General features: G+C 61.8%; 22 protein-coding genes and 2 pseudogenes. 20 read left to right on the top strand and 4 right to left on the bottom strand.

The annotated features are described in order from the left end of the window. Positions 1-4: 4 nt before the first annotated feature. Both MOP44_RS21205 and carA read right to left on the bottom strand, forming a co-directional pair. Positions 5-490, bottom strand: a complete 486-nt coding sequence (locus MOP44_RS21205; protein ID WP_260792398.1) for a carboxypeptidase-like regulatory domain-containing protein — start codon at positions 488-490, stop codon at positions 5-7. Continuing rightward, positions 487-1,620: a glutamine-hydrolyzing carbamoyl-phosphate synthase small subunit gene (gene carA / locus MOP44_RS21200; RefSeq protein ID WP_260792397.1), complete on the bottom strand. Its 1,134-nt coding sequence runs from the start codon at positions 1,618-1,620 to the stop codon at positions 487-489. The genes MOP44_RS21205 and carA overlap by 4 nt, the downstream gene beginning before the upstream one ends. 183 nt (positions 1,621-1,803) lie before the next feature. Here carA and MOP44_RS21195 point away from each other — a divergent pair, with 183 nt between their 5' ends. Together MOP44_RS21195 and MOP44_RS21190 are read left to right on the top strand one after the other, a co-directional pair. Then, the gene (locus tag MOP44_RS21195; protein ID WP_260792396.1) at positions 1,804-3,066 is read left to right on the top strand and encodes a hypothetical protein; all 1,263 of its coding nucleotides are present in this window, start codon (positions 1,804-1,806) and stop codon (positions 3,064-3,066) included. A gap of 41 nt (positions 3,067-3,107) precedes the next feature. After that, entirely contained in the window at positions 3,108-4,070 is a 963-nt protein-coding gene (locus MOP44_RS21190; protein ID WP_260792395.1) for a VWA domain-containing protein, read from the top strand. Positions 4,071-4,076: 6 nt separating this feature from the next. On the opposite strand, the gene lepB is transcribed toward MOP44_RS21190, so the two are convergent. Further along, on the bottom strand, positions 4,077-4,691 hold the full coding sequence (gene lepB / locus MOP44_RS21185; RefSeq protein WP_260792394.1) for a signal peptidase I: 615 nt from the start codon (positions 4,689-4,691) through the stop codon (positions 4,077-4,079). 70 nt (positions 4,692-4,761) lie between these two features. Then, on the bottom strand, positions 4,762-5,664 hold the full coding sequence (locus tag MOP44_RS21180; protein WP_260792393.1) for a TrbI/VirB10 family protein: 903 nt from the start codon (positions 5,662-5,664) through the stop codon (positions 4,762-4,764). A 155-nt stretch (positions 5,665-5,819) separates the two neighbouring features. On the opposite strand from MOP44_RS21180, the gene MOP44_RS21175 reads away from it, so the two are divergent. The 18 genes and pseudogenes from MOP44_RS21175 (at position 5,820) to MOP44_RS21085 (ending at position 23,163) form a co-directional block, all read left to right on the top strand. After that, positions 5,820-6,983 carry a serine hydrolase domain-containing protein gene (locus tag MOP44_RS21175; protein ID WP_260792392.1) on the top strand — a complete coding sequence of 388 codons (1,164 nt, stop codon included), beginning with the start codon at positions 5,820-5,822 and terminating at the stop codon, positions 6,981-6,983. Positions 6,984-7,198: 215 nt separating this feature from the next. Beyond that, the gene (gene murQ, locus MOP44_RS21170) at positions 7,199-8,161 is read left to right on the top strand and encodes an N-acetylmuramic acid 6-phosphate etherase (protein WP_260792391.1); all 963 of its coding nucleotides are present in this window, start codon (positions 7,199-7,201) and stop codon (positions 8,159-8,161) included. 218 nt (positions 8,162-8,379) lie between these two features. Beyond that, positions 8,380-8,709 carry a hypothetical protein gene (locus MOP44_RS21165; protein WP_260792390.1) on the top strand — a complete coding sequence of 110 codons (330 nt, stop codon included), beginning with the start codon at positions 8,380-8,382 and terminating at the stop codon, positions 8,707-8,709. Positions 8,710-8,807: 98 nt separating this feature from the next. After that, positions 8,808-9,512 (top strand): YidC/Oxa1 family membrane protein insertase, encoded by a 705-nt coding sequence (locus tag MOP44_RS21160; RefSeq protein ID WP_260792389.1) that lies wholly within the window; start codon positions 8,808-8,810, stop codon positions 9,510-9,512. 54 nt (positions 9,513-9,566) lie between these two features. Next, on the top strand, positions 9,567-10,715 hold the full coding sequence (gene ribD, locus MOP44_RS21155; protein ID WP_260792388.1) for a bifunctional diaminohydroxyphosphoribosylaminopyrimidine deaminase/5-amino-6-(5-phosphoribosylamino)uracil reductase RibD: 1,149 nt from the start codon (positions 9,567-9,569) through the stop codon (positions 10,713-10,715). 173 nt (positions 10,716-10,888) lie between these two features. Next, a pseudogene (locus MOP44_RS28190) lies at positions 10,889-11,407 on the top strand (InlB B-repeat-containing protein); the annotation flags it as partial. 186 nt (positions 11,408-11,593) lie between these two features. Further along, positions 11,594-12,166, top strand: a pseudogene (locus MOP44_RS27900) (InlB B-repeat-containing protein); the annotation flags it as partial. Positions 12,167-12,178: 12 nt separating this feature from the next. Further along, positions 12,179-13,885, top strand: a complete 1,707-nt coding sequence (locus MOP44_RS21135; protein WP_313901077.1) for an alkaline phosphatase family protein — start codon at positions 12,179-12,181, stop codon at positions 13,883-13,885. 296 nt (positions 13,886-14,181) lie between these two features. Further along, positions 14,182-14,898 (top strand): DUF72 domain-containing protein, encoded by a 717-nt coding sequence (locus MOP44_RS21130; RefSeq protein WP_260792385.1) that lies wholly within the window; start codon positions 14,182-14,184, stop codon positions 14,896-14,898. Between the two features lie 130 nt (positions 14,899-15,028). Further along, the gene (locus MOP44_RS21125; protein ID WP_260792384.1) at positions 15,029-15,379 is read left to right on the top strand and encodes an STAS domain-containing protein; all 351 of its coding nucleotides are present in this window, start codon (positions 15,029-15,031) and stop codon (positions 15,377-15,379) included. Positions 15,380-15,458: 79 nt separating this feature from the next. Then, positions 15,459-16,139 carry a riboflavin synthase gene (locus MOP44_RS21120; RefSeq protein ID WP_260792383.1) on the top strand — a complete coding sequence of 227 codons (681 nt, stop codon included), beginning with the start codon at positions 15,459-15,461 and terminating at the stop codon, positions 16,137-16,139. A gap of 162 nt (positions 16,140-16,301) precedes the next feature. Then, positions 16,302-17,501, top strand: a complete 1,200-nt coding sequence (locus MOP44_RS21115; protein WP_260792382.1) for a type II secretion system F family protein — start codon at positions 16,302-16,304, stop codon at positions 17,499-17,501. A gap of 18 nt (positions 17,502-17,519) precedes the next feature. Then, a complete protein-coding gene (locus tag MOP44_RS21110) occupies positions 17,520-19,154 on the top strand; it encodes a GspE/PulE family protein (RefSeq protein ID WP_260792381.1) in 1,635 nt (544 codons plus the stop codon). After that, on the top strand, positions 19,154-20,089 hold the full coding sequence (locus MOP44_RS21105; RefSeq protein ID WP_260792380.1) for a type IV pilus biogenesis protein PilM: 936 nt from the start codon (positions 19,154-19,156) through the stop codon (positions 20,087-20,089). The genes MOP44_RS21110 and MOP44_RS21105 overlap by 1 nt, the downstream gene beginning before the upstream one ends. Further along, on the top strand, positions 20,089-20,865 hold the full coding sequence (locus tag MOP44_RS21100; RefSeq protein ID WP_260792379.1) for a fimbrial assembly protein: 777 nt from the start codon (positions 20,089-20,091) through the stop codon (positions 20,863-20,865). Before MOP44_RS21105 ends, MOP44_RS21100 begins: the two co-directional genes overlap by 1 nt. Then, positions 20,862-21,488 carry a GspMb/PilO family protein gene (locus MOP44_RS21095; protein ID WP_260792378.1) on the top strand — a complete coding sequence of 209 codons (627 nt, stop codon included), beginning with the start codon at positions 20,862-20,864 and terminating at the stop codon, positions 21,486-21,488. The genes MOP44_RS21100 and MOP44_RS21095 overlap by 4 nt, the downstream gene beginning before the upstream one ends. Further along, the gene (locus tag MOP44_RS21090; RefSeq protein WP_260792377.1) at positions 21,485-22,111 is read left to right on the top strand and encodes a hypothetical protein; all 627 of its coding nucleotides are present in this window, start codon (positions 21,485-21,487) and stop codon (positions 22,109-22,111) included. Before MOP44_RS21095 ends, MOP44_RS21090 begins: the two co-directional genes overlap by 4 nt. Before the next feature lie 59 nt (positions 22,112-22,170). Further along, complete coding sequence (locus MOP44_RS21085) at positions 22,171-23,163, top strand: hypothetical protein (protein ID WP_260792376.1); 993 nt, start codon at positions 22,171-22,173, stop codon at positions 23,161-23,163. Positions 23,164-23,180 lie beyond the last annotated feature (17 nt).

Below are 23,180 nucleotides of genomic sequence, written 5' to 3'. Positions count from 1 at the left end.
TGACTCAGTGTTTGTTCTTCTTCTTGATCGCCTTCTTGAACTCGCCCTCGCTGGTGAACACCGACGAGCACGCATCCTCACACGCCCCCGGCCCCACGATCACGTAGAGCCTCTTCCGCGCGATCGAGCTTGCAATCTGAAAATCGACGACGACGTCCTTCGCGGCCGGCGCATACTTGCTCGTCCGTGCAACGCGAAACGTGAACTGCCCATCGGCATGATCGAAGCGGAATGCGCCGCGATCGTCGGTATGCGTCGTGTAAACGGGCTTGCCGTCCTGGTTGAGCGTGACCTCTGCATGCGCCAGCGGCTTGCCCTGGGTGTTGACCACCAGGCCTTCTGCCTTGGCAATGTGCTCGGGCTTGTCGACTTCAACCTGTGCATACGAGACAACACAAGCCGCCACACACATCGCCGCACCCAAAAAACAGCGGAGCCAAAAGCCCCGCTGCCTTGAAATGCCGATACTCTCGCTCGCTGCGAAGGTCATCCCTTCCACTCCTCCATCATCTGGCGGAAATCGCGGAACAAGTAGTGCGAGTCGTGCGGACCCGGCGCAGCCTCTGGGTGATATTGCACGCTGAACAGCGGCAGGCTCTTGTGCCGCAGGCCTTCGAGCGTGTTGTCGTTGAGGTCCACGTGCGTCAGTTCCACTTCGTTCGCATTGACCGAATCAGGATCGACCGCGAAGTTGTGGTTGTGCGCCGTGATCTCCACCTTGCCTGTGACGTTGTTGCGCACCGGATGATTGCCACCGTGGTGCCCGAACTTGAGCTTGTAAGTCTTGCCGCCCAGCGCGAGGCCGCACAACTGGTGTCCGAGGCAGATGCCGAACACCGGCACGCGCCCCATCATCCCGCGGATAGCCTTCACCGCATAGTCCACCGGCTCCGGGTCTCCGGGACCATTGGAGAGAAACACGCCATTGGGCTTCAGCGCCAGCACATCCTCGGCTGAAGTCTGCGCCGGAACGACCGTGACCTTGCAGTTCTCGCGCGCCAGCATGCGCAGAATGTTCTGCTTGATGCCGAAGTCGTAAGCGACAACATGCAGCGGCGCCGCGTCAACCATCGACGGAAGCAGCGGATCGCCCGCCTGGTATCGCGGATCGTTCTCGTCGAAGTGGTAGATCGCCTTCGTCGAGACGACCTTGGCCAGGTCGGTCCCGTCCATCTTGCGGATTTTTCTGGCCTTCTGGACGAGCGCTTCGGCATCCGTCGAGAGCGTCGAGATCACGCCGCGCATTACGCCGTTATTGCGCAGGTGCCGCACCAGCGCGCGTGTATCGATCTCCGCCAGCACCGGAACCTGGAACCGTTCCATGTACTCGTCGGTGACCTGCTCCGAGCGCCAGTTCGAGCTGATGGGCGAGAACTCGCGCACAATCAGCCCTTCAATGAAGGGCTTCGAGGCCTCATTATCCGCCTGGTTTGTGCCGTAGTTCCCGATCTGCGGGTTTGTCAGAACGACTATTTGCCCGGCGTAGGAAGGATCAGTTGCGATTTCCTGATAACCGGTTAGGGAAGTATTGAAAACTACTTCTCCCTGGCATTCGCCGGGGTGCCCGTAGCCTTCGCCGCGGAAGATGCGCCCGTCTTCGAGCGCAAGGATCGCCTGCATCGCCTCTCCGAGGAGTGGATTCAATGAATTATACAGGTTCGCGCGCGGATTTTCTCGGGGGCGGTGTGCACGATTTGCCACAGTCTCTCCCGTTCGGGCGCTCAGCAACTTCCAACGGCGACAAAACCAGCGATTGCTAGAATCAGACGTCCGCTCGAAACCTGCTTGGGAGGCCTGCACACCATGCGAATTGCCGCAGCCGCAATCGTGGCCATCATCGCTGCAGTTGCACCGTCTGCGCCCACGGCTCGTCAGCAATTTGAAGACATGCAGGCGCGCATCAGAACCGCCATCAAGGCCGGCGATCAGCAATCGCGCATTGCCACGGATCAGGAATTACTGCGGTTCCTGCATGGCTCACCCGATGCCCTGCTGGCCCTGGCGCGCGCTTACGTCGCGGCTGGTGACGCCACGAACGCCGTGGCCACGCTCAATCGCATTGCCGATATGGGCCTGGCCGCAGACAACCTGATGAACGGCAGCGACAAGGCCTTCTCTTCACTACAGTCTCACCCTGAGTACAAAGGTGTTCTGGAGCGATTTCGCCAAAATCAGCAATCGGTCTCGCTCGGCGCAACGGCGATCACGCTTACTGATCCCGGCCTCCTCACTGAAGACATCGACTTCGACCCCTCGACGCACACGTTTCTCATCACCAGCGTGCTCGAGCACAAGATCATTCGCGCAGGGCTCGACGGGCGAATCACCGACTTTTCCTCTTCGCCTGACCGCTGGCCAATGCTGGCCATCAAATTGGACGCTCCCCGCAACCGTGTCTGGGCCACGGAGGTCGCGTTGGACGGCTTCACCTCCGCGCCAAAAGAAGCGTGGGGCCGCTCCGCCGTGCTGTGCTACGACCTCAAAAGCGGCAAGCTCCTGCGCCGCATCGAAGGGCCGCCGAAAACCGCTCTCGGCGACATGGTGCTCACCCCAGACGGCGAGCCAATCCTCAGCGACGGCCAGGGCGGAAAGCTTTACCGCCTGATTGGTGACAATCTCCGTCCGATCGAGAGCAACGAGTTCATCTCTCCGCAGACTCCAGCGCGGACACCCGGCGGCGACGCGATCCTTGTGCCCGACTACCTGCGCGGCATCGGGCTCCTCAACCTGAGCACCCAGCAAGTCTCGTGGCTCGACGGAAGCAAGATCGCGCTCAACGGCGTAGACGGCCTCTATCTGCACGGCCGCTCGCTGATCCTGACGCAGAACGGAACCTCGCCGCAGCGCGTGCTTCGGCTGGAACTCGACGCTTCCCTTACCCGCATCACAAACAGCAAGGTGATTGACCAATCGCCTGCTCAAACCGACCCCACCCACGGAGTCGTGGTTGGCAACGACTTCTACTACATCGCAAACTCTGGCTGGGGCCAGCTCGACGATCACGGCGATGTCAAACCAGGCTCTCGGCTCACGTCCGCCAGAATCATGCATTACAGCCTCAAATGAAGTTCGCCATCCGCATTCCCACCGGCTCTATACTTCTGACAATGCCCAACAGGAAGCGCCTCTGGTGCCCCGCCCGTCTTGTCGCGCTCTTAATCTTTGCCGCCGCGCTGGTGCCCGCTCACGCGCAGGATCAGCCCACTTTCCGCTCGGAAACCCACCTCATCGACTTCACCTTCAGCGTGCGCAAAGCGGATGGCACCCTTGTCAAGAGCCTCACGCGCGACGACTTTCAGATCACCGAAGACGGCGTCCCTCAAAAGATCGCCTTCTTCGGCAAAGAGACGGACCTGCCTCTCACGCTCGGCCTCATCGTCGACGCCAGCGACAGCCAGAGCAAGTTCATCAAGCGTCACTACAAGGACATCGAGAAGTTCCTCAAAACCGTGATGGGCCCGAATGATCAGGCGTTCACACTCTGCTTCGGCAATCACCTTCGCCTGACCAACGACAGCAGTTCGTCCGTCGGCGACATCATGGATGGTCTCAACCGCTTCGATCACGGCGATCGCAACTTCCCTGAGCTGGCGCCCGATGATAAGCGTGAAGGCGGCACCGCTCTCTATGACGCGATCTATTACGGTGTCAGGCAAAAGCTCTCGCAGGCCCAGGGCCGGCGCCGCGCCTTAATTCTGTTCACCGACGGCGAAGAGAACTCAAGCGCTCACGATCTACTGGAAGCAATCGGCATCGCTCAGGATTCAGACACGCTGATCTACGCGATTCGCTACACCGAGTCGGAGAAACACGGCCTGACCGCCCACTCCCGCCAGGGAATAGCGGCCCTCCATCATTTGTCGGCTGAAACAGGAGGAACCGACTTCGACGCCCTGCACGTGGACATGCCCAAAGCGTTCGAGCAGATCAGCGAAGAGTTACGTTCGCTCTACTCCATCGCTTACCACTCCACACATCACAAGCGCGACGGAACCTTCCACAAGGTTGTGATTTCGACTGAAGAGTCGAGCTATAACGTGCGCGCGCGGACCGGCTATTACGCGCGATAGCCGCAGCTAATTCACCACGCCCGCATCCTTGGTAGGCCAGTACACAAGCACGGCCTTGCCGTAGATGAGGTCCCGATCCACAGGGCCGAATTCCCTGCTGTCCGACGAGATGCAGCGGTGGTCGCCCATCATGAAGTACTCGTCCTCGGGAATCACCATCTCGGGCATCGACTTCATGTCGCGGAACTCATCCGGCAAATACGGCTCCGGCAAATGCTTGTCGTTGAGGTAGACCTCGCCGCGATCGATCCGCAGCCTATCGCCCGGCACTGCGATCACGCGCTTAATGTAGCTCTTCTCCGGGTCGCGTGGATAGTGAAACACCACCACGTCGCCGCGATGAATGTCTTCGAAATGATAGACAAATTTGTTGATGAACAGCCGGTCGCGGTCTTCCAGCCGCGGCAGCATGCTGGTGCCTTCCACCTTTACCGGCTGGTAGAGAAACAGGACCATCAGCACCGAAGCGGCAATCGCAATCAAGATATCGCGCAGCCACAGAGTCAGACCATTGGTGCGTGCCGGCTCCGCGGGCGCAACAACTGGCGCAGGGGCAGCGGTCTGGGTTTGGTCCGGAGAAGTCGTGCAATTTGGAGAGAGGTTTTCGTCTTCTGGCAACATGGTTCTTTAATTCCAGCTTACCCGCAATGTTCTCTCTCTTGCTTGCGCATAAGCACCATTCCTCAAAAAATCACTCGCAGCCCAGCCCGCCCGGCGGGCACAGCACGTGCGCTTTCGGCTTCTCCATCGGCTTCGGCTGGTCCGCCGCCGGAACAAGCGCCGGGAACCCTGTCGCCGCCGACAAGTTCTCCTCTTCCAGCATCAGCGGACGCTGCAACACCATCTCCACCTGCGAGCCGGCCTGCAGGTCGACATCGGCGCCGCGCGTGAACAGCGCCACGATTCCCGCCGCCGCGAGCCCCCCGGCCATGCCGCCCAGCGTGCCCTCAACTGGATGTCCGCTCACCCCGCCGCCGATGGCCCCGCCCGTGGTCCCAGCCGGAATCGTTATCGCAGCGACCTTGCCCATGTTCCGCGCCTTGTCGCCTTCCTCTTCAATAGTGCCTTCGCCATTGCCCTTCACATGTTGCTTGTTGGCGCCGGGCAGACTGTTCACCAGCCCCGGAATCTCCACTACGGTGCCGTTGGGGAAGATCATCGACGTGAAGTGCATGTCGAGCAACGCATGGCCTTTAACATGTCCCGCGCGCGCCACGTGGTCCACCATGCCCTGCACGTAAACGCCTGCCGGAATCAGCACATGATTGCCCACCACGACTGGGAACGTCGAGGCAAGGTAAACGCCGTCGCCAGGCTTCGCGCTCTTCGTATTCACTGAGCTGCGCAACTGCAGCAGCACCTTGGTCCCTGCCGGAACCACGAATGTCTTCTTAGCCGGAACACCGGCGGCCGGATCAGCCGACGCAACTGCCGGCGCTGCAGCAGGCTGGGCATCCGAGCTCGCGGCCTGAGCCGGTTGCCCCGCCGCAGCTGGCTGAGGAACGGGCTGCACAAACTCAGGATCCTGGCCCCAAGCCGCGCACGACCCCACCACCAGGGCGGCTACCACCACCATCCACGGCCGAAAAGCCATACCTGCTCTCCTCTGCTGCAATCGGATCCCCACTGCGCCCATCCTCATAGACGGACTATTCGACACCAAGGATAGCCCGAAATTCTCCGGCGGTAATCAAATTCAAGCGGCACATCACATCCGTCGCGCCCCGATTCGCGGTACGATGACGAATCATGACGTCCGAGACCGCTGTACCCATCGCCGAGTCTGCCGCCGAATCCACCCGGTTTGCTGCCAAGAGCGCGTTTGGAGCAGCCGGCACGTTTGCCGCAGCCCATAAGGTGCTTGAGGATGCGATCACAGCGCGCGCCTTTCCCGGCTGCGCCTTCGGCGTCCTCGCCGGCGGCCGCATCGTCGACCACGGCGCGCTCGGTCGCTTCATCTATGAGGCAGATAGCCCCGCGGTCCTGCCCAACACAGTCTTCGACGTCGCCAGCCTCACCAAAGTCGCGGCCACCACCGCCGCGGCCATGCTGCTCAATCAGCGCGGCCTGCTCGATCCCGCCACCCTTGTCGGCGATCTGCTGCCCGGCTTCATCGTCGGCCACGGCCACGAACCCATTGCTCGCCAAGTCACCCTGCGCCACCTCCTCGCGCACAACTCCGGTCTGCCCGCTTACGTTGACTTCTTCCGCACCCACTCCACCCCCGCCCGGCTCTTCCGCGCCTGCCTCGAACTGCCGCTTGAAGCCGCGCCCGGCACGCGCGCAGAATACTCCGACCCCGGCTTCATCCTCCTCGGCAAAGCCCTCGAGGTCATCGCTGGCGAGTACCTCCCGCAGTTCGTTCACCGCGAGATCTTCGATCCGCTGGGCATGAACTCCAGCGCCTTCTGCCCGCGTCTCTCGGCGCGCCACGCCATCGCGCCCACTGAGATCGACAACAGCCTTCGCTTCCGCACCATTCAGGGTGAAGTGCAGGATGAGAACGCGTTCATCCTCCACGGTGCCGCGGGCCACGCAGGCCTGTTCTCCAACGTCTCTGACCTGCTGCGTCTCGCCGCCGAGATTCTCGCGGGCTCCGGCCACCCCTCGATCGCGCAGCCCGCCCGGCTCTTCGAACGCACCACCATTGAGCGTTTCGCCCAGCGGCAGGAGCCCACCGGCAGCAGCCGCGCCCTCGGCTGGGACACTCCCAGCGAAAACTCCTCGTCCGGCCGGCACTTCTCACCACATTCCATCGGCCATCTCGGCTTTAGTGGATGCTCGCTTTGGATCGATCTCGACGCCGGTATCGCCGTGGTTCTGCTGACCAACCGTACCTGGCCCGACCGCGCCAACCAGGCCATCCGTCAGGTCCGCCCCGCCTTCCACGATGCCATCCGCGAGGCACTTTAGCCACACATCTGTCCGCTAAGTGACCCAGAGCAACTGCCGCCCACTGGCTTGCGCGGAATTATGTCGTATCCGTCACGCCAGAACTCGCCTACTTAATCGATTCAGCGCTCCCGCCCTGCTCCTGACCCGTTTGGGCTATGCGAATCCTATTTCCCTTGATCTCAGTTCAAGCTACAATCTAAATAAGGACCAGCCTGATGTTAACTACTTCTCCGATGCAAGCGAACGCCGGGCCGAACGGGAAAGAGCCAAGCAAAAAAGACACGGCGACCTTGCTTCAGCACCTGACCACTGAGAGCCAAAACGAAGCCTCTCAGGGATTTGACACTAAATCCGCCCTCGAAATTGCCCGCATCATCAACCATGAAGACTCCAAGGTTGCTGCCGCGGTCAAGAAGGCGCTTCCCGAAATCGCTCAGGTCATCGACCAGGTCGCCCGCTCCCTCCGCGACGGCGGCCGTCTGATTTATATAGGCGCAGGATCCAGCGGCCGCATCGCCGCCCTCGACGCCTCTGAGTGTCCCCCCACCTACTCCACTGCCCCAGGCCAGGTCCAGTACATCATGGCCGGCGGTCCCAAGGCCCTCGCCTCTGCCGTTGAAGTCAATGAGGACTCCGAGGAACTCGGCCAGCGCGACATCGCCCGCCGCCGCCCCACCCGCAAAGACGTCGTCATCGGGCTCAGCGCTTCCGGCCGCACCCCTTACGTTGTCGCCGCCACCGCTTATGCCCGAGCCCGCGGAGCCTACGCAGCCGCCGTCACCTGCAATCAAGGCACGCCGCTGGCTGAAGTCTCCGACATCGCCATCGTCGCTGAAGTCGGCGCAGAAGTCGTCTCGGGTTCCACCCGCATGAAGGCCGCCAGCGCCCAGAAGATGATCCTCAACATGATCACCACCGGCGCCATGACTCGCATGGGCTATGTGTACGAGAACCTCATGGTCAACGTGCACATGCAGAACTCCAAGCTGGTCGAGCGCGGCATCCGCATTCTCATGAAGGCCTGCAACATTGATCGCACCACCGCCGTCGACACCATCAAGTCCGCCGGCCGCAGCGTGCCCGTTGCCCTGGTGATGCTCAAGGCCAAAGTGGACAAGCCCGAAGCGGTACGCCGCCTCGCCAAGTCCGACGGGAACGTCCGCCTCGCAATCGAAGACAACATCGCCGAGTTCTAACCTTCCTCACCCTTGGTTTCCTTGGTTCTCAAAGAAAGGCGCGGCCAAAAGCCGCGCTTTTCGCGTTTCTCCGGCTACCCCACGCGGTGTCATCCCGACAGTCCGCGCGTCGTCTTCAGCGGACAGAGGGATCCGCAGTTGCATTTGGCCTATTTGGCTCGGCGCCGGCCTGCTGCTTCCGGGGAACCCGCAACTCACGTCTGCCGTACAATGATCCCGTGCGCAAGCCCGAAGGCCATTTACGAACCGCAGCAGAGACATGCTTCTGCCTGCTCGTGTTCTGCCTTCCCTACTGGCATTCGCTGCTCATGGCCGGGATCACCGGCTCGCTCTCCTTCCTCTGCCTCACTATCCTGCTAGCGTTTGTGGTTGGACAAGCACCACAGGCCACCGCCGCATTCGCCGCATGCCTGAGAGCTCTTCCCTTCTCATGGATGGCCCCGGCCCCGTCCGTACAGCGCACCTGGCCTGTCGTTCCTCTCGCCTTGCCGCTGTCAGGGCCCGCTCTTGTCCCCTCCTTCCAGCGCCCGCCTCCTCTCTTTTCGTGATTTCAGTTCACTGAAGCCGTACCGCGCCACATCCGTGGCCGTGCATTCGTCTTGCTTTGACTGAAACTGGGCCTCTCGCCCGGAAGGAAAGGTGCATCTTGGTCTCGCAACCCGACTTCGGCTGGCTGCGCTTTCTCGCCACGCCGCTCTATCTTGCTCTACGGCTCATCTACAGCCACGCCATAGCCAATTGGGGCTGGGCAATCATCCTCCTCACTGTCGCCTTCAATCTCGTCTTGCTCTGGCCGCGGCTCCTCGCAGTGAAGTCTTCCCTCAAAGTGATGCGCGTTCAACCCAAGCTCGACGCCATTCGCAAGCAATACGCCGGTCTTAAGCTGAACGATCCCAGGCGCGCCGAGATGAACGCGGAGATGACGGCCATCTACAAAGCCGAAGGCGCAAACATGTACGGCGGCTGCCTTCCCGCCCTTCTGCAAATGCCTCTGCTGTTTGCCTGCTACCGCGTGCTGCAGCACGCCCCCGAGTTGCGGCACGCTGCATGGCTGTGGCTGCCCGATCTTGCCGCACCGGACCCTCTGCACATCCTGCCGCTCGTGATTATCGCCAGCATGTTTCTCACTCAATGGATCACCCCTATGCCCGGTGCCGATCCATCGCAGCGGCGAATCCTCGCCGTCGTCATGCCGCTGATCATGGGGTTCACCCTGTGGCACTACGCCTCCGGCCTCTCGCTTTACTGGGCCACCGGCAACCTCATCGGACTTGCATTCCAACTCGCCGTCAATCGCAGCCCCATCGGAAAACAGATGCGCGCAATTCAGCGGGCCAGAGAGAAGCCGTAATAGCCCTCTTGTCCCTTTGTCCCCGTCCTTTACACTTTCCCCAGAGCGGATACCATGCCAACCCAGCACGAAGAAGACATCTACTGGATGCAGCGCGCCCTCGAGCTTGCCCGCCGCGGCATCGGCATCACCTCACCCAATCCCGCCGTCGGCTGCGTCATCCTCGACTGCGCCGGACAAGTCATCGGCGAGGGATGGCATGAGTACGATCTGCTCGACCACGCCGAAGTCGCCGCCCTCAAAGTCGCGCAGCAGCACGCCTCCGCGCGCCTCAAGGGCGGCACAGCCTACGTCACGCTCGAGCCCTGCAATCACACCGGCCGCACCGGCCCCTGCACCCAGGCGCTCATCGCCGCGGGCGTCAAACGCGTAGTCGCCGCCACCGGCGACCCCAACCCCAACGTCTCCGGCCACGGCATGGAAGCACTGCATGCAGCGGGGCTCGAAACCGTACTCGGCGTCTGCGAGAACGAAGCCCGTCGCATCAACGAGGGCTTCGCCCGCTGGATCCAGCACAAGCGCCCCTTCGTCCTGATGAAGGTGGCCATGACCCTCGACGGCCGCATCGCCCCGCCGCCTGGACAACATTCGGCCCGTGAGCCCTACTGGATCACCAGCGAAGCCGCCCGCGCCGCCGTGCAGCCGCTCCGCTGGCAGGCCGACGCCGTCGTGGTCGGCGTCGACACCGTGCTGGCTGACGACCCGCACCTCACCGACCGCAGCGGCCTCCGCCGCCGCCGGCCGCTCCTGCGCGTCATCCTCGACTCAGCCCTGCGCATGCCGCTCGATTGCAAGCTCGTCCGCACCGCCGACTTCGACGTCATCCTCTTCACCGTCTCCAAAGACGACAAGAAGATTACCGAGCTTACCCGCCGCGGTGTCCGCGTCGAAGTACTACCTGCCGAGGCTGGCCGCGTCCCGTTACCCGCCGCACTTGACATGCTGGGCTCCGAAGGAATCCTCAACCTGCTCACCGAAACAGGCACGCGCCTCAACACTGCGCTGCTCGCCGGCGGCCTCGTCGATCGCGTTCACATCTTCGTCAGCCCGCAGATCATGGGCTCCGACGCCGTCCCCGCCTTCAAGGCTCTAGCCCATCCCATTCAGATGGGAACGGTAGAAGTCGAGCGCTACGAGAACGACCTCGGCATCTGCTCTCTTTTGCGCGATCCATGGCGGGTGGACCCCGAGGCGATCAAATAAGTGTGCTATAAGTCCCCAGTAACATTCCTGTAACGTTACTAGGTATACGTTACTCCCGGACTTACGGCCACTGCCTCGTGGCCATTGCTGAAAACCGCAACATCTTCATTCCGCCTAACCCAACCAAAAAGCAGAGTCACGCCATCCAAATCAATCGGGGGCTCTGGGTTTCAATGCCTACAATCAGATCTATTTACAGCTTCTGCTGTCTTGCAGTTGTGTGCCTGGTTTGCGCTTGTTCTTCCACCAACAGGGTATCTACACAAAATTATCTCCTGGTTATTCAACCTACCGGTAATGGAACCATCACCAGTACGCCATCTGGCATTAACTGCGGTCAGACATGTTCCGCAGTCTATCCGGCCGGAACCAACATCTCGCTCACCGCAACCGCAGCATCGGGCATGACCTTTTCCGGATGGGGCGGCGCCTGCAGCGGCACAGCATCGTGCAATATCAGCCTCTCCGGCGACACCTCGGTCTCGGCAACGTTCAGCACTGCCACTGTCCCGCCGGCGCAGCTCACTGTCGCATTGGCTGGCGCTGGCACGGGCACCGTCACCAGCAATCCTTCCGGAATCAACTGCGGGTCGACGTGCTCCGCAAGCTTTCCCACTGGAACATCGGTCACGCTGACAGCCACGGCCGCTGCCGGCTCAACCTTCGCCGGATGGTCCGGGGCCTGCACTGGCAGCGACACGTGCACCGTCGCGCTCGAGTCTGCAGCTTCGGTCACCGCCACCTTCAATACCGCGACCGTGCCGCCGGTTCAGCTCACGGTGCAGGATGCGGGAACAGGAACAGGCACGGTCACGAGCAATCCGTCAGGAATTAACTGCGGGTCAACGTGCTCCGCAACCTTCTCCAGCGGAACTTCGATCACGCTCACGGCCACGGCAGCGGCAGGCTCTACCTTCGCCGGTTGGTCAGGCGCCTGCACCGGCACAGACACCTGCACCGTAGCGCTCTCGTCTGCAACCTCGGTCACCGCCACCTTCAATACATCCACAGTGCCGCCGGTTCAGCTCACGGTGCAGGATGCTGGAACAGGCACGGGTGCCGTCACCAGCAATCCGTCGGGAATCAACTGCGGATTAACCTGCTCCGCAAGCTTCCCGAGCGGAACATCCGTCACGCTGACGGCTACTGCAGCCAGCGGCTCGACCTTCGCCGGGTGGTCGGGCGCATGTTCCGGAACGGGCGCCTGCACCGTCGTCCTCTCGTCTGCAACGTCGGTCACCGCCACCTTCAATACGGCAACTGGACCGCCGGTCCAGCTCACGGTGCAGAACTCCGGCACAGGCACCGGAACGGTCACCAGCACTCCCCCGGGGATCAATTGCGGATCAACCTGCTCCGCAAGCTTCCCGAGCGGAACATCCGTCACGCTGACCGCTGCTGCAGCCAGCGGCTCTACTTTCGCCGGATGGTCGGGCGCATGTTCCGGAACATCCACCTGCTCATTGACCCTCACCGCCAACACCACCGTTACAGCCAGCTTCACCGCAGTTCCGCCGCCCACCTATCAACTCACGGTTCAGGACGCGGGCAGTGGCTCCGGCACCATCACCAGTGCTCCATCCGGTATCAATTGCGGTTCAACCTGCACTGCCACCTTCAACAGCGGAACCGCGGTCACGCTGACCGCCTCCGCCGGCACCGGCTCATCGTTTGGCGGATGGACCGGCGCCTGCTCCGGCAGCGGAAACTGTACCGTCACCATCGACGCCGACACCACCGTCGGCGCCACCTTCAACATCAGCAGCAACAGCAACGGAATCGACGTAATCAACCACATCGTTCTGGTCACGCAGGAGAACCGCTCCCTCGATAACTATCTCGGCGCGCTGCGGCAGTACTGGCGCGACAACGGCTACGCCGACATATCCTTCGACGGATTGGCTCAGTTCAATCCAACGACCGGTGAAGCGCCGCTTGAGGGACCAGCGCCGTCCGTGCCCGGCTGCAATCCGAACAACCCTCCACCGGCCGATTGCAGCTTTGACCCCACGCATCCCATCACGTCGTTTCATCTCAAGACCATGTGCACTGAGAACACCAGCCCGAGCTGGAATGAGGCCCACGTCGACTGGAGCTACGAAGACCAGGTCGGCAGATACCCGGCAACGAACGATGGCTTCGGATGGGTCACCGGTCACGACTCGCGCGCCGAAGGCTTCTACGATACCGACGGCATTCGGGTCATGGGATACTACGATGCCGGCGATCTCAACTTCCTCTACTTCATGGCCTCGAACTTCTCCACGTCCGACCGCTGGTTCCATCCAGTCATGTCGCGCACCAATATCAACCGCGAGTACATGATCGCCGCCACCTCCCAGGGATACGCGTATCCGAACGGAACCAACAGCCGCGATCAGGCGCTGCTGACGGCAAAAACAATCTACCAGGAACTGACCGATGCCGGAGTGAGTTGGAAGATCTATGTCAATCCGCAGAACAGCAAATGCTCGCAGCCCTATCAGGCTTCATGCCTCATGACGCTGAGCTATCTGCAGAACTTCAGCTACTCGCAGACGGTAATCTCGCAATATCCGCAAAACATCGCACCGATTTCGCAGTACTACACCGATCTGCAGAACAACACGCTCCCTCAGGTCGTGGTGCTCGAGCCGGCGTCCATGGATGGAGACGACGAACACGGTTCAGACTCGGACTCCATGCCCACCAACATCCAGCGAGGCGAGGCCTACGCCGAGTCGCTCATCAACGCCCTCATGACCAGCTCGGCTTGGAACAGTTCGGCGCTCTTCATGACCTACGACGAGAACGGTGGCCTCTACGACCACGTTCCCCCGCAACCTGCGGTAAGCCCCGATGGCATCAAGCCCGTCGACCTGCAGCCGGGCGATGTCTGCACCAAGGTCAGCGGCCCCACCTGCGACTTCACCTATACCGGCTACCGGGTGCCGCTGGTCGTCATCTCCCCGTTCGCGAAGAAGCACTACGTTTCGCATACGGTTGCTGACTACACCGCAATGCTCAAGTTCATTGAGACTCGCTTCAACCTCGCTCCACTCACGAAGCGCGATGCGGCGCAAATGGACATGACCGAATTCTTCGACTTCAACAATCCATCGTGGATGACTCCCCCTACGCCGCCCGCCCAGAAGACTAACGGGGCCTGCTACCTGGACCACCTGCCGTAGCGCCGGAGTTCTCTCCTACTGCTCGAAATTGGGGCCGATCGCCAGCCAGTCGGATCGGCCCCATATTTCCTACACCCATTCCATGTTTTCTCTATTCCTCGCCGTCCTCGACCTGGGCTTCTGCTCACTCCTCCGCGCTCCATGGGAGAGGTTGTAGCACCGGTTCCCAGAGCCGCCCTCTGCACACCCGCTCTACAATGCTCCATGAATACCGAGACCGCCCTCCTGCCGTGGTTCGTCATCTCGATCGAGTGCAGTATGACCTTTTGCCCGGTTCGGCGACTCTAATCTCCTGAATGACACCCCGCATCGGCACCGCCGGTTGGACCCTCCCCGCAAAACCCAGCGCAGAAGGCTCGCACCTGCACCACTATGCCCAGACCCTCAACTGCGTCGAAATCAACACTACCTTCTATCGCCCGCACCGCCCCGCCACCTTCGCTCGGTGGGCAGCCGAAACACCGCCGGATTTCCGCTTCTCCGTCAAAGCACCAAAAACGATCACCCACGAAGCCAAACTGCGCGATCCCGAACCGCTGCTCCGCGCCTTCCTCGATCAAATCGGTCCCATACGCCCGAAGCTCGGCCCCATCCTCTTCCAACTCCCGCCGTCGCTCGCATTGGATTCGGCCCTGGCCGCCGACTTCCTCGCAACCGTGCGCGAACTGTACCCCGGAGATGTCGCTCTCGAACCCCGTCACGCCACCTGGTTCTCCGCCGAATCAGATACCCTGCTGCGCCTGCAGGCCATCGCCCGTGTCGCCGCCGATCCCGCCAAAGCTTCCGAGCACGCCTTCGATCCCGGAGGCGACCCCAACCTTGCCTACTACCGCCTGCACGGCTCGCCCCGCACTTATTACTCCAGCTACGACGACGCGTTTCTCTCGACACTTGCCGCTCGCATCGCTCCCCACCGAAACGCCTGGGTCATCTTCGACAACACCGCCCACGGCCACGCCTACCCCAACGCCCTCCGCCTCCAGCAAAACCTACAGGGCTTTCAGCGACCCTGATCCGGCCGCTCTGCCCCTTTCGTCACATCTTCTTTGCTCCCCTGTCTCGATTTCCCTCTTTCCCTATCCCCTGTTCTTCCTGCACAATGAATCAACTCCCCGCACCAGGACTTCCCCTTCGAGGAAAAACATGGCCACGCAAGCACCCCCTATCTCGCTTACTGTCGAGACTGAACGTAAACCCGAATGCATCATCGTCCACCTTCGTGGCCGCCTGGTCTCCGGTGTCTGCAGCTTCCTCTACAACAAGGTCCACTGCCTTATCCCCGACACCAAACACATCATCCTCGACTTCACCGAGCTCGAGTGGGTCGACAGCATGGGCCTTGGCACGCTCGTCCGCCTCTACGTCGCCTCAAAGTCGGCCGGCGTTAAGCTCCAGCTCATCAATCTCGGCCCCAAGGTTAAGGAGCTCCTAGGCCTCACCAATCTCCTGGGCATCTTCGCCGAAATGGGCGAGAAGGGCTTCACGCACTTTTGAGGGGCAGTGGTTAGTGATGAGTGATCAGTGATGGAGTCCCAAGCACTCATCACTAACCACTAACCACTAAAATAGAGCCATGTTCACCGGCATCGTCGAGCAGACAGGCACCCTCATCAGCCTTGAGAACCGCGGCGGCGTCAGCCGCATCACCGTCGAAGCCCCGGGCCTGGCCGCCCGCCTCCGTGAAGGCGATTCGCTGGCCGTCTCCGGCGTCTGCCTCACCGCCCTCGACGTCGACCCCGTCTACTTCCACGCCGACCTCGCTCACGAAACCTTGGACAAAACCTCGCTCGGTGCGCTCCAGCCAGGCTCCAAGGTGAATCTCGAACTGCCCACCGCCGCCGGAAGTCCTCTCGGCGGCCACGTCGTCCAAGGCCACGTCGACGGCACCGGCTCCATCACCGCCCTCGATCCCATCGTCTCCCGCGACGACCCTGCCTTCGACATCCAGACCACCGACTGGACCCTTAAAGTTTCAGTTCCGGAAAACATTCGCAAGTGGATGGTTTCAAAGGGATCTGTAGCCATCGAAGGCATCTCCCTTACCATCGCCGGAGTGAACGAAGACGGCTCCGAGATCTCCATCGCCATCCTACCCCTCACCTATTGGCGGACCAACCTCCACTCCCTCGCGATTGGCGCCCCGGTAAACCTCGAAGCCGACGTCCTCGTTAAGCTCGCCTGGCAGCAGCTTCAGGACCAGCAAAAGCCCGCCTTCGACCTCACCGAATCCTGGCTCGTCGCCAACGGCTACTAGGCTCTGAATCCCGCATCGAACCTGTGCGGAACGTCGAACTTCCTCAGCGAACGCTCCGCCCCTCCCCCGCGTCTATAGTGCTGTAAGCACTGTTACCCTTGAAACTGAGGAACTTGTAGAGGATACGGCCGGCTTTTCAGTCCCTCCGGCCACCGGAACCGCATGGCAGAGTTCGTCATCAGGCTGGCCGATGAACGCGGCCGCGTATCGGAGCAGGTGCAGACCGCCGCATCTGCCGAGGAGTTGCGTTTGCGCTTCTCCCACGCCGGCTATCACGTCTTTTCCGTCAAGGCCCGTGGCGGCCGCGGCCTCTTCTCCAAGCGCAAGGTCAAGCTCGAGCCATTCCTGATCTTCAACCAGCAATTCCTCACGCTCATCCGCGCCGGCCTGCCCATCCTGGGCTCGCTCCAGATGCTCGGCAAGATCCAGAAGAACGCCCACTTCGCCGGCCAGCTTGAAGACGTCTCCAACCGCGTCAAAACCGGTGAAGCCCTCTCCGGCGCCTTCGAAGCGCAGAGCGGATTCCCGCTCATGTACACCACCACCCTGCTTGCAGGCGAGCGTTCCGGCAACCTGCAGGAGGTTCTCGAGCGCTATGTCAACTTCCAGCGCGTCACGCTCACGTTCCGCAAGAAGCTGATCACATCGCTGATCTACCCCAGCGTGCTCGTCGCTCTCGTCATCGGACTGATGACGTTCATGTTCACGTTCGTCATTCCCAAATTCGCTGAGCTCTTCGAACAGCTCGGCAGCAAGCTCCCCACGCTTACGCTCTACCTGCTGAACTTCGGCAAATGGCTCCAGCACAGCATTCTGTACATCATCATCGTGGCGCTCGCCGTGGCCTTCGGACTCTGGCGATTTGCGCTCACTGACCGCGGCCGCGACATCATCGACGTCATACGCGTGAGGATGCCGGTCCTCGGCAAGATCTGGCTCAAGTACCAGGTCGCCTTGTTCGCCCGCACACTCTCCACACTGCTCACCGGCGGCCTGCCGCTCGTGCCTTCGCTTGAGACTGCCGCCAAGTCCATCTCTTCGCGCCGCGTGTCAAAAGCGGTAATGAACTCCATCGTTACGGTTCGCGAAGGCAAGTCGCTGGCCGACTCGCTTCAGCGCACAACCGTCTTCCCCGGCCTCGCCACCGAGATGATCCAGGTAGGCGAGCAGACCGGCGCGCTGCCGCAGATGCTCAACTCCGTCGCCGAATTCTTCGAAGAAGACGTAGCTACGGCCCTCACAGCCGCACTTGCATTGATCGAGCCCATCATCCTCATCTTCATGGGCCTTGTGGTCGTCATCATCCTTATCTCTCTTTACCTGCCTATCTTTTCGATGGGCCAGGCCCCCACGGGCCAGTAATGCATCAGGTGTATACGTATGGCTGAAACGACTGTACTCGCAATCCCGCTCCCCGCCGGCGTTGACGAGCGCGCCAACGCCGAAGCGCTCGCCAAGCGCTATCGTGCCGAGTTCGTCGACCTCAAGAACTTCAAAATCCAGCACGATCTGCTGCGCACAGTTCCGGTGGAACTCATGTTCCGCTACAACTTCGTTCCCATCGAGCAGCAGGGCGACGCGCTGGTGATCGCCGTCAGCGACCCATCGCAGTTGATGATCCTCGACGAGATCGCAGGCTTGCTCGGCCATCGCATCATCGCCCGTGTCGCCACGCTCTCGCAGATCAACGAAGTCCTCAAGAAGACCGAGCAATCGCAGCGCGTCCTCGAAGAAGCCAGCGAAGGCTTGACCTTCGACGTCGTCAGCGGCGAAGACAATTCCGACGAGAACATCTCGATCGAGAAGCTCACGCGCGAAGAAGACATCAGCCCCATCATTCGCCTGGTCGACACCACCATCTTCACCGCGCTCGAGCGCCGCGCATCCGACATTCATATCGAAACGCTCGACGATTCCGTCATCGTCAAGTACCGCATCGACGGCGTACTGCAGATGGCCATGGCGCCCATCGCACGCGAGCACCACACCACCATCCTTTCGCGTATCAAAATTATGTCGGAGCTCGACATTGCCGAGCGCCGCGTCCCGCAGGACGGCCGTTTCCGCGTGCGCTACAAGGGGCGCCTCATCGACTTCCGCGTCTCCATCATGCCCACCGTGCATGGCGAAAACGCCGTGCTTCGCGTGCTCGATAAAGAATCCATGTCGGAGAAATTCCGCAATCTCACTCTCGAGGTTGTGGGCTTTGCTGAAAGCGACCTGCGCCGCTTCCGCCGCTATATCCGCGAGCCCTACGGCATGGTGCTGGTCACCGGCCCCACCGGCTCCGGCAAGACCACCACGCTCTACGCCGCGCTCAATGAGATCAAGTCCGACGAAGACAAGATCATCACTATTGAGGATCCCGTCGAATACCAGATCCGCGGCATCACCCAAATCCCGGTAAACGAGAAGAAGGGCCTCACCTTCGCGCGCGGACTGCGCTCTATCCTGCGCCACGACCCCGACAAGATCCTCGTCGGCGAAATCCGCGACCAGGAAACCGCGCAGATCGCCATCAACTCGGCGCTCACCGGCCACCTGGTCTTCACCACCGTTCACGCCAACAACGTGGTCGACGTGCTCGGTCGCTTCCTCAACATGGGCGTCGAGGCATACAACTTCGTCTCCGCGCTCAACTGCATCCTTGCGCAGCGGTTGGTCCGCACCATCTGCGAGTATTGCCCGCGCACTGTGAAATACGACGAAGAAACGCTCCTCGCCGCCGGCCTCGATCCCATCGAGTGGCGCGACTTCGAGTTTCGCGAGGGCTCCGGCTGCATGGAGTGCGGCGGCACCGGCTATCGCGGACGAACCGCCATCCACGAGTTGCTCGACCTCACCGATCCGATCCGCGAGCTTATCCTCGACAAGAAGCCCACATCGGAGATTCGCAAGCTAGCGCAGAAAGAAGGCATGACCTTCCTGCGCGAATCCGCCATTGACCGCGTACGCAACGGCATCACGACACTCAAGGAAATCAACAAGGTTACATTCATCGAGGCTTCAAGATAGTGGCTCTGCTCTCGAAGAAATTCACGTTCAACACGGCGCCCGCGGCGGCCCGCCCGCACACGGCGGTGGAACTCACGCCGGAGGGCGCATTGGCTGCCGCCATTCCTAACGGCGGCACGACGCCCGTCTACGCATTCGCTCCGTTGCGGCCCGGTGCTCTCTCGCCCGGCATCAGCGGTACCAATGTCATGGCCCACGATGCTGTCGTCGAAACCCTGCGTAGCGCAATCGATCAAGTGTCGCCACGCAACCACAACGTCACCCTCATCGTGCCTGACACCGCGGCCCGCGTCTTCGTCCTCGACTTCGACACCCTGCCTCCCAAGGCCCCCGAGGTGGTCTATCCCGTGCTGCGCTTCCGTCTCCGCAAGATGGTTCCGTTTGAAGTGGAGCATGCCGCGCTCAGCTACCAGATCCTCTCGCAGGACCCCGGGGGCGGCGAGGGCGCCGTCAAGGTTCTCGTCACCATCATGCCCAAAACCAACCTGGCCGAATACGAGTCGTGCGTACAGGCCGCTGGATACGAGCCCGGCGTAGTGCTGCTCTCGAGCCTGGCCTCCCTCGCCGCGCTCACTGATCCCTCCCCCGCACTCGCCGCGAATCTCAGCAGCACGGCGCTCACCACCTCCATCACCAGCGGCGACGACCTGCTGCTTTACCGCACGCTAGAGCTTCCCGCGGACAATGCCACGCGCGTCTCTGACGTGCAGCGCAACATCGCGGTGGCTGCCGCATATTATGAAGACAAAGTTGGCAGCGCGCCCCGCGAATTGCATTACGCTGGAGCCGTTCCCGCCCAGGAGTTCGCGCGCGCCATCAGCGACACCGGCCTCAATGTCATCGAAACCACGCCCACGCCAACAACAGGCGCCGTCACCACGCTCGGCCCCATCGGATTCGCCGGAGTCTCCGGCGCGCTTGCGGGGGTAGCCTGATGCGAATAACAGTCAACCTCGCCACCAAGCCATTTGCCGACCTCGGCCCTATCCTCCGGCGCCTGCGCATGGCCATGGGTGCACTCGCCATCGTTGCCCTCGCGCTCGGCATCGCTCTGCACTTCCTGCACAGCCAGGCCGAAGCAGCCCGCGCCCGCGCCCATTCGCTCGACGGTTCCATCGCCAGGATTAATCAGGAGCGTCAGCAGGCGCAGGTCATGATGCAGCAGCCTGACAATGCCGCCGTGCTCAACCAGGTCGCCTCGCTCAACCGCCTGATCGATACCAAGGCGTTCTCCTGGACCCTCGCCATGGAAGACCTCGAGTCCGTTCTTCCCGGCGGCGTGCAGGTCACCACGCTCGAGCCCATCGTCGACAAGAAAGACGGACACATCACCGTCCGCATGCGCGTCATCGGAGCGCGTGACAAGGCAGTGGAACTGGTGCAGAACCTCGAGCACTCCCGTCACTTCCTCCAGCCGCGCATCACGGGTGAAAGCGCTGAGAGCGCCGGCAACGGACAGCAGCAGCTCGAACCGGTCAGCCTCAGCAACCGTGTCAACTTCGACCTTCTTGCCGACTACAACGCCGCAGCTTCGGCCGAGCACAAGACGGAACCGAAAAAGAAAGACTCCGAGCAGTCCGAGCAAACGCCTGCGCCCACCGCGGCCGCAACGCCGCGCACCGGATCACCTGGCCGCCAGCGCACTCCTTATACCGGTCCACCGCCTACCGGCCGACCCGCTCCCCGGCACACTCCCGGAGGCCCCCAATGAACGTGAAGAACTCTGACGTCTGGCGCGAGCGGCTCGCCTCCCCGCTCACTTGGCACTACGTGGGATTTTCGATTCTGCTCGTCGCTGTCATCGCCCTGGCCACGCGCTTCGCACTCGACTGGGCCGCCACCAGCGCCAGCACCACCGACGCGCTCGCGGAAAAACAAATCCAGCTCAAGTCACTGGAACTGCAGACAGCGCCTCTGCGCGGCCTCGACAAGAAGATCGACCAGACCCGGACCGACATCAAGGACTTCTACGCCAAGCGAATTCCGCCCAGCTACTCCGAGATCGCCACGCAGATCGGCGCTCTCGAAGTGAAGTCCGGCGTGCGCCTCACACGCCTGCAGTACGCACAGAAGCCGCCCGAGAATAATCTCTCTGAGATCACGCTCGACGCCGGTATCACCGGCGAATACCCGAAGATCATGCACTTCATCAACTCGCTCGAGCGGAGCAAGACCCTGTTCGTCATCCGCGGCATGGGCCTCACTGGCCAGCAGGGCGGCGCGGTCAACCTGCGCCTGCAGCTCTCCACATGGCTGCGCCCGGCAGACGCAGCCGCCAGCGGCCTGCCGCCGCAACAGGAAAATCCTCAGGCGCAGGAGGCGCAGCCGCAATGAAGACTGGCGCTGAAGACAAGAAGAAGGTAATGATCCTGGCCGGCCTCCTGGTCATCATCATCCCGGCGGCCATCTGGGAGCTCTACGGCTACTTCGCCACCCCTGCTCCCCGCCCCCTCCCCGCGCAGATCGCAACAACTCCGCGCGCTGGCGCGACCAATGCCCCTGCTCGCGTCGCGATCAGCAGTTCTGCAATCTCCGCGCCCGAGGCCCAGAAGGTCAGCAGCAATAACATTGATCCCACACTGCACTTGGCCAAGCTTGCCCAGAGCGAAGACGTCGAGTACGCCGGCACTGGCCGCAACATCTTCTCTGCGGAATCGGCGCCCGTTCACATCGACCAGCCCGTCGCGCCTGCTCGGCCCAACGACAACAACGTTGCAGTCAACACGCCTCCGCCCCCTCCGCAGGCGCCCTCCATTGACCTCAAGTACTTCGGCTACTCGCAATCCAGGGACAAGTCGAACATCCGCGCCTTCCTCGTCCACGGCGACGACATCTTCATGGCCAGGTCCGGCGAGATCGTCGACCACCGCTACAAAATCGGCAGCATCTCTCCCGGAAGCATCCAGGTAACCGATCTGTCGTATAACAACACGCAAAGCCTGCCGCTCATGCAGTAGCAGGCGCATCGTTAAGTCGAGTGACGAAGTTCAATCCAATCCGAAACGCCGAGCCTGCGATGGAAAGACCTGCGAGGCGCATAGGCAAGCCCTCCGAATCCGGCTATGTCCTTCTCGGCGTCATCATCCTCCTGGCCATCTTCATCATCGGCATGGCGCTCGCGGCGCCCCGCATCGCCGCCGACATACAGCGCGACCGCGAAGTCGAAACCATGCACCGTGGCAAGCAGTACATCCGCGCCATTCAGCTCTACTACCGCAAGTTCAACGCCTATCCGCCCAGCATCGACGCGCTCGTCAAGACCAACGAAATCCGTTTCCTGCGCAAGCGCTACACCGACCCCCTAACCGGCAAAGACGACTGGAAGACCATCGGCTACTGCCAGAACAAGGCGCCGGTCGCGATGGGCTTCTTCGGTCAGCCTCTCGGCCCCACCAGCGGTTGCGGCATCATGGCCGGAACGGGCCCAAGCGGTGGCAATGGCATCAATGGCGGCAGCACTCTGTTCCCGAATCAAGGCGGTCAGCCCGGCCAGGGCACCCAGCCCAGCCCGATAGGCGGCGGTGCCTTCGGCAGCAATCCCACCACACCTACTGCCCCTACTGCCCCCGCGCCCGGCGGCCCCGGTGGAACGGGTGGCACTGACAACTCCGGCCAGCAGCCAGGCACCGGCACCACGACCGGAACCGGCGACAACGGTAGTTCGGGAACCAACGGCGGCGGCATCTTCGGCGACAACAACAACAACCAGACCTTCGGCGGCGGTGGCATCATGGGCGTCAAGCCTTCCGTCGACAAGAAGTCGATCCTCGTCTACAAGAAGAAAGACCACTACAACCAGTGGGAGTTCACCTACTCCACCCTGATGGACCAGCAGACCATGATGGGCGGTAACACCGGCACCATTGGCCAGCCAGTCGCCAACCCCGGCGGCGGCATCGGTGGACCCGGTATTGGCGGACCTGGGATCGGCGGTCCCGGCATTGGTGGTCCCGGTACCGGCGGCGGTATCGGCACTCCGCCCACGCAGCCCACCCCGCCCCAGCAATAGACATGGACCAAGTTACA

It is taken from the genome of Occallatibacter riparius, from assembly GCF_025264625.1.
Taxonomy (GTDB): domain Bacteria; phylum Acidobacteriota; class Terriglobia; order Terriglobales; family Acidobacteriaceae; genus Telmatobacter; species Telmatobacter riparius.
Note: the sequence above shows the minus strand (reverse complement) of the source record. Positions and strands in the feature narration are given on the sequence as shown.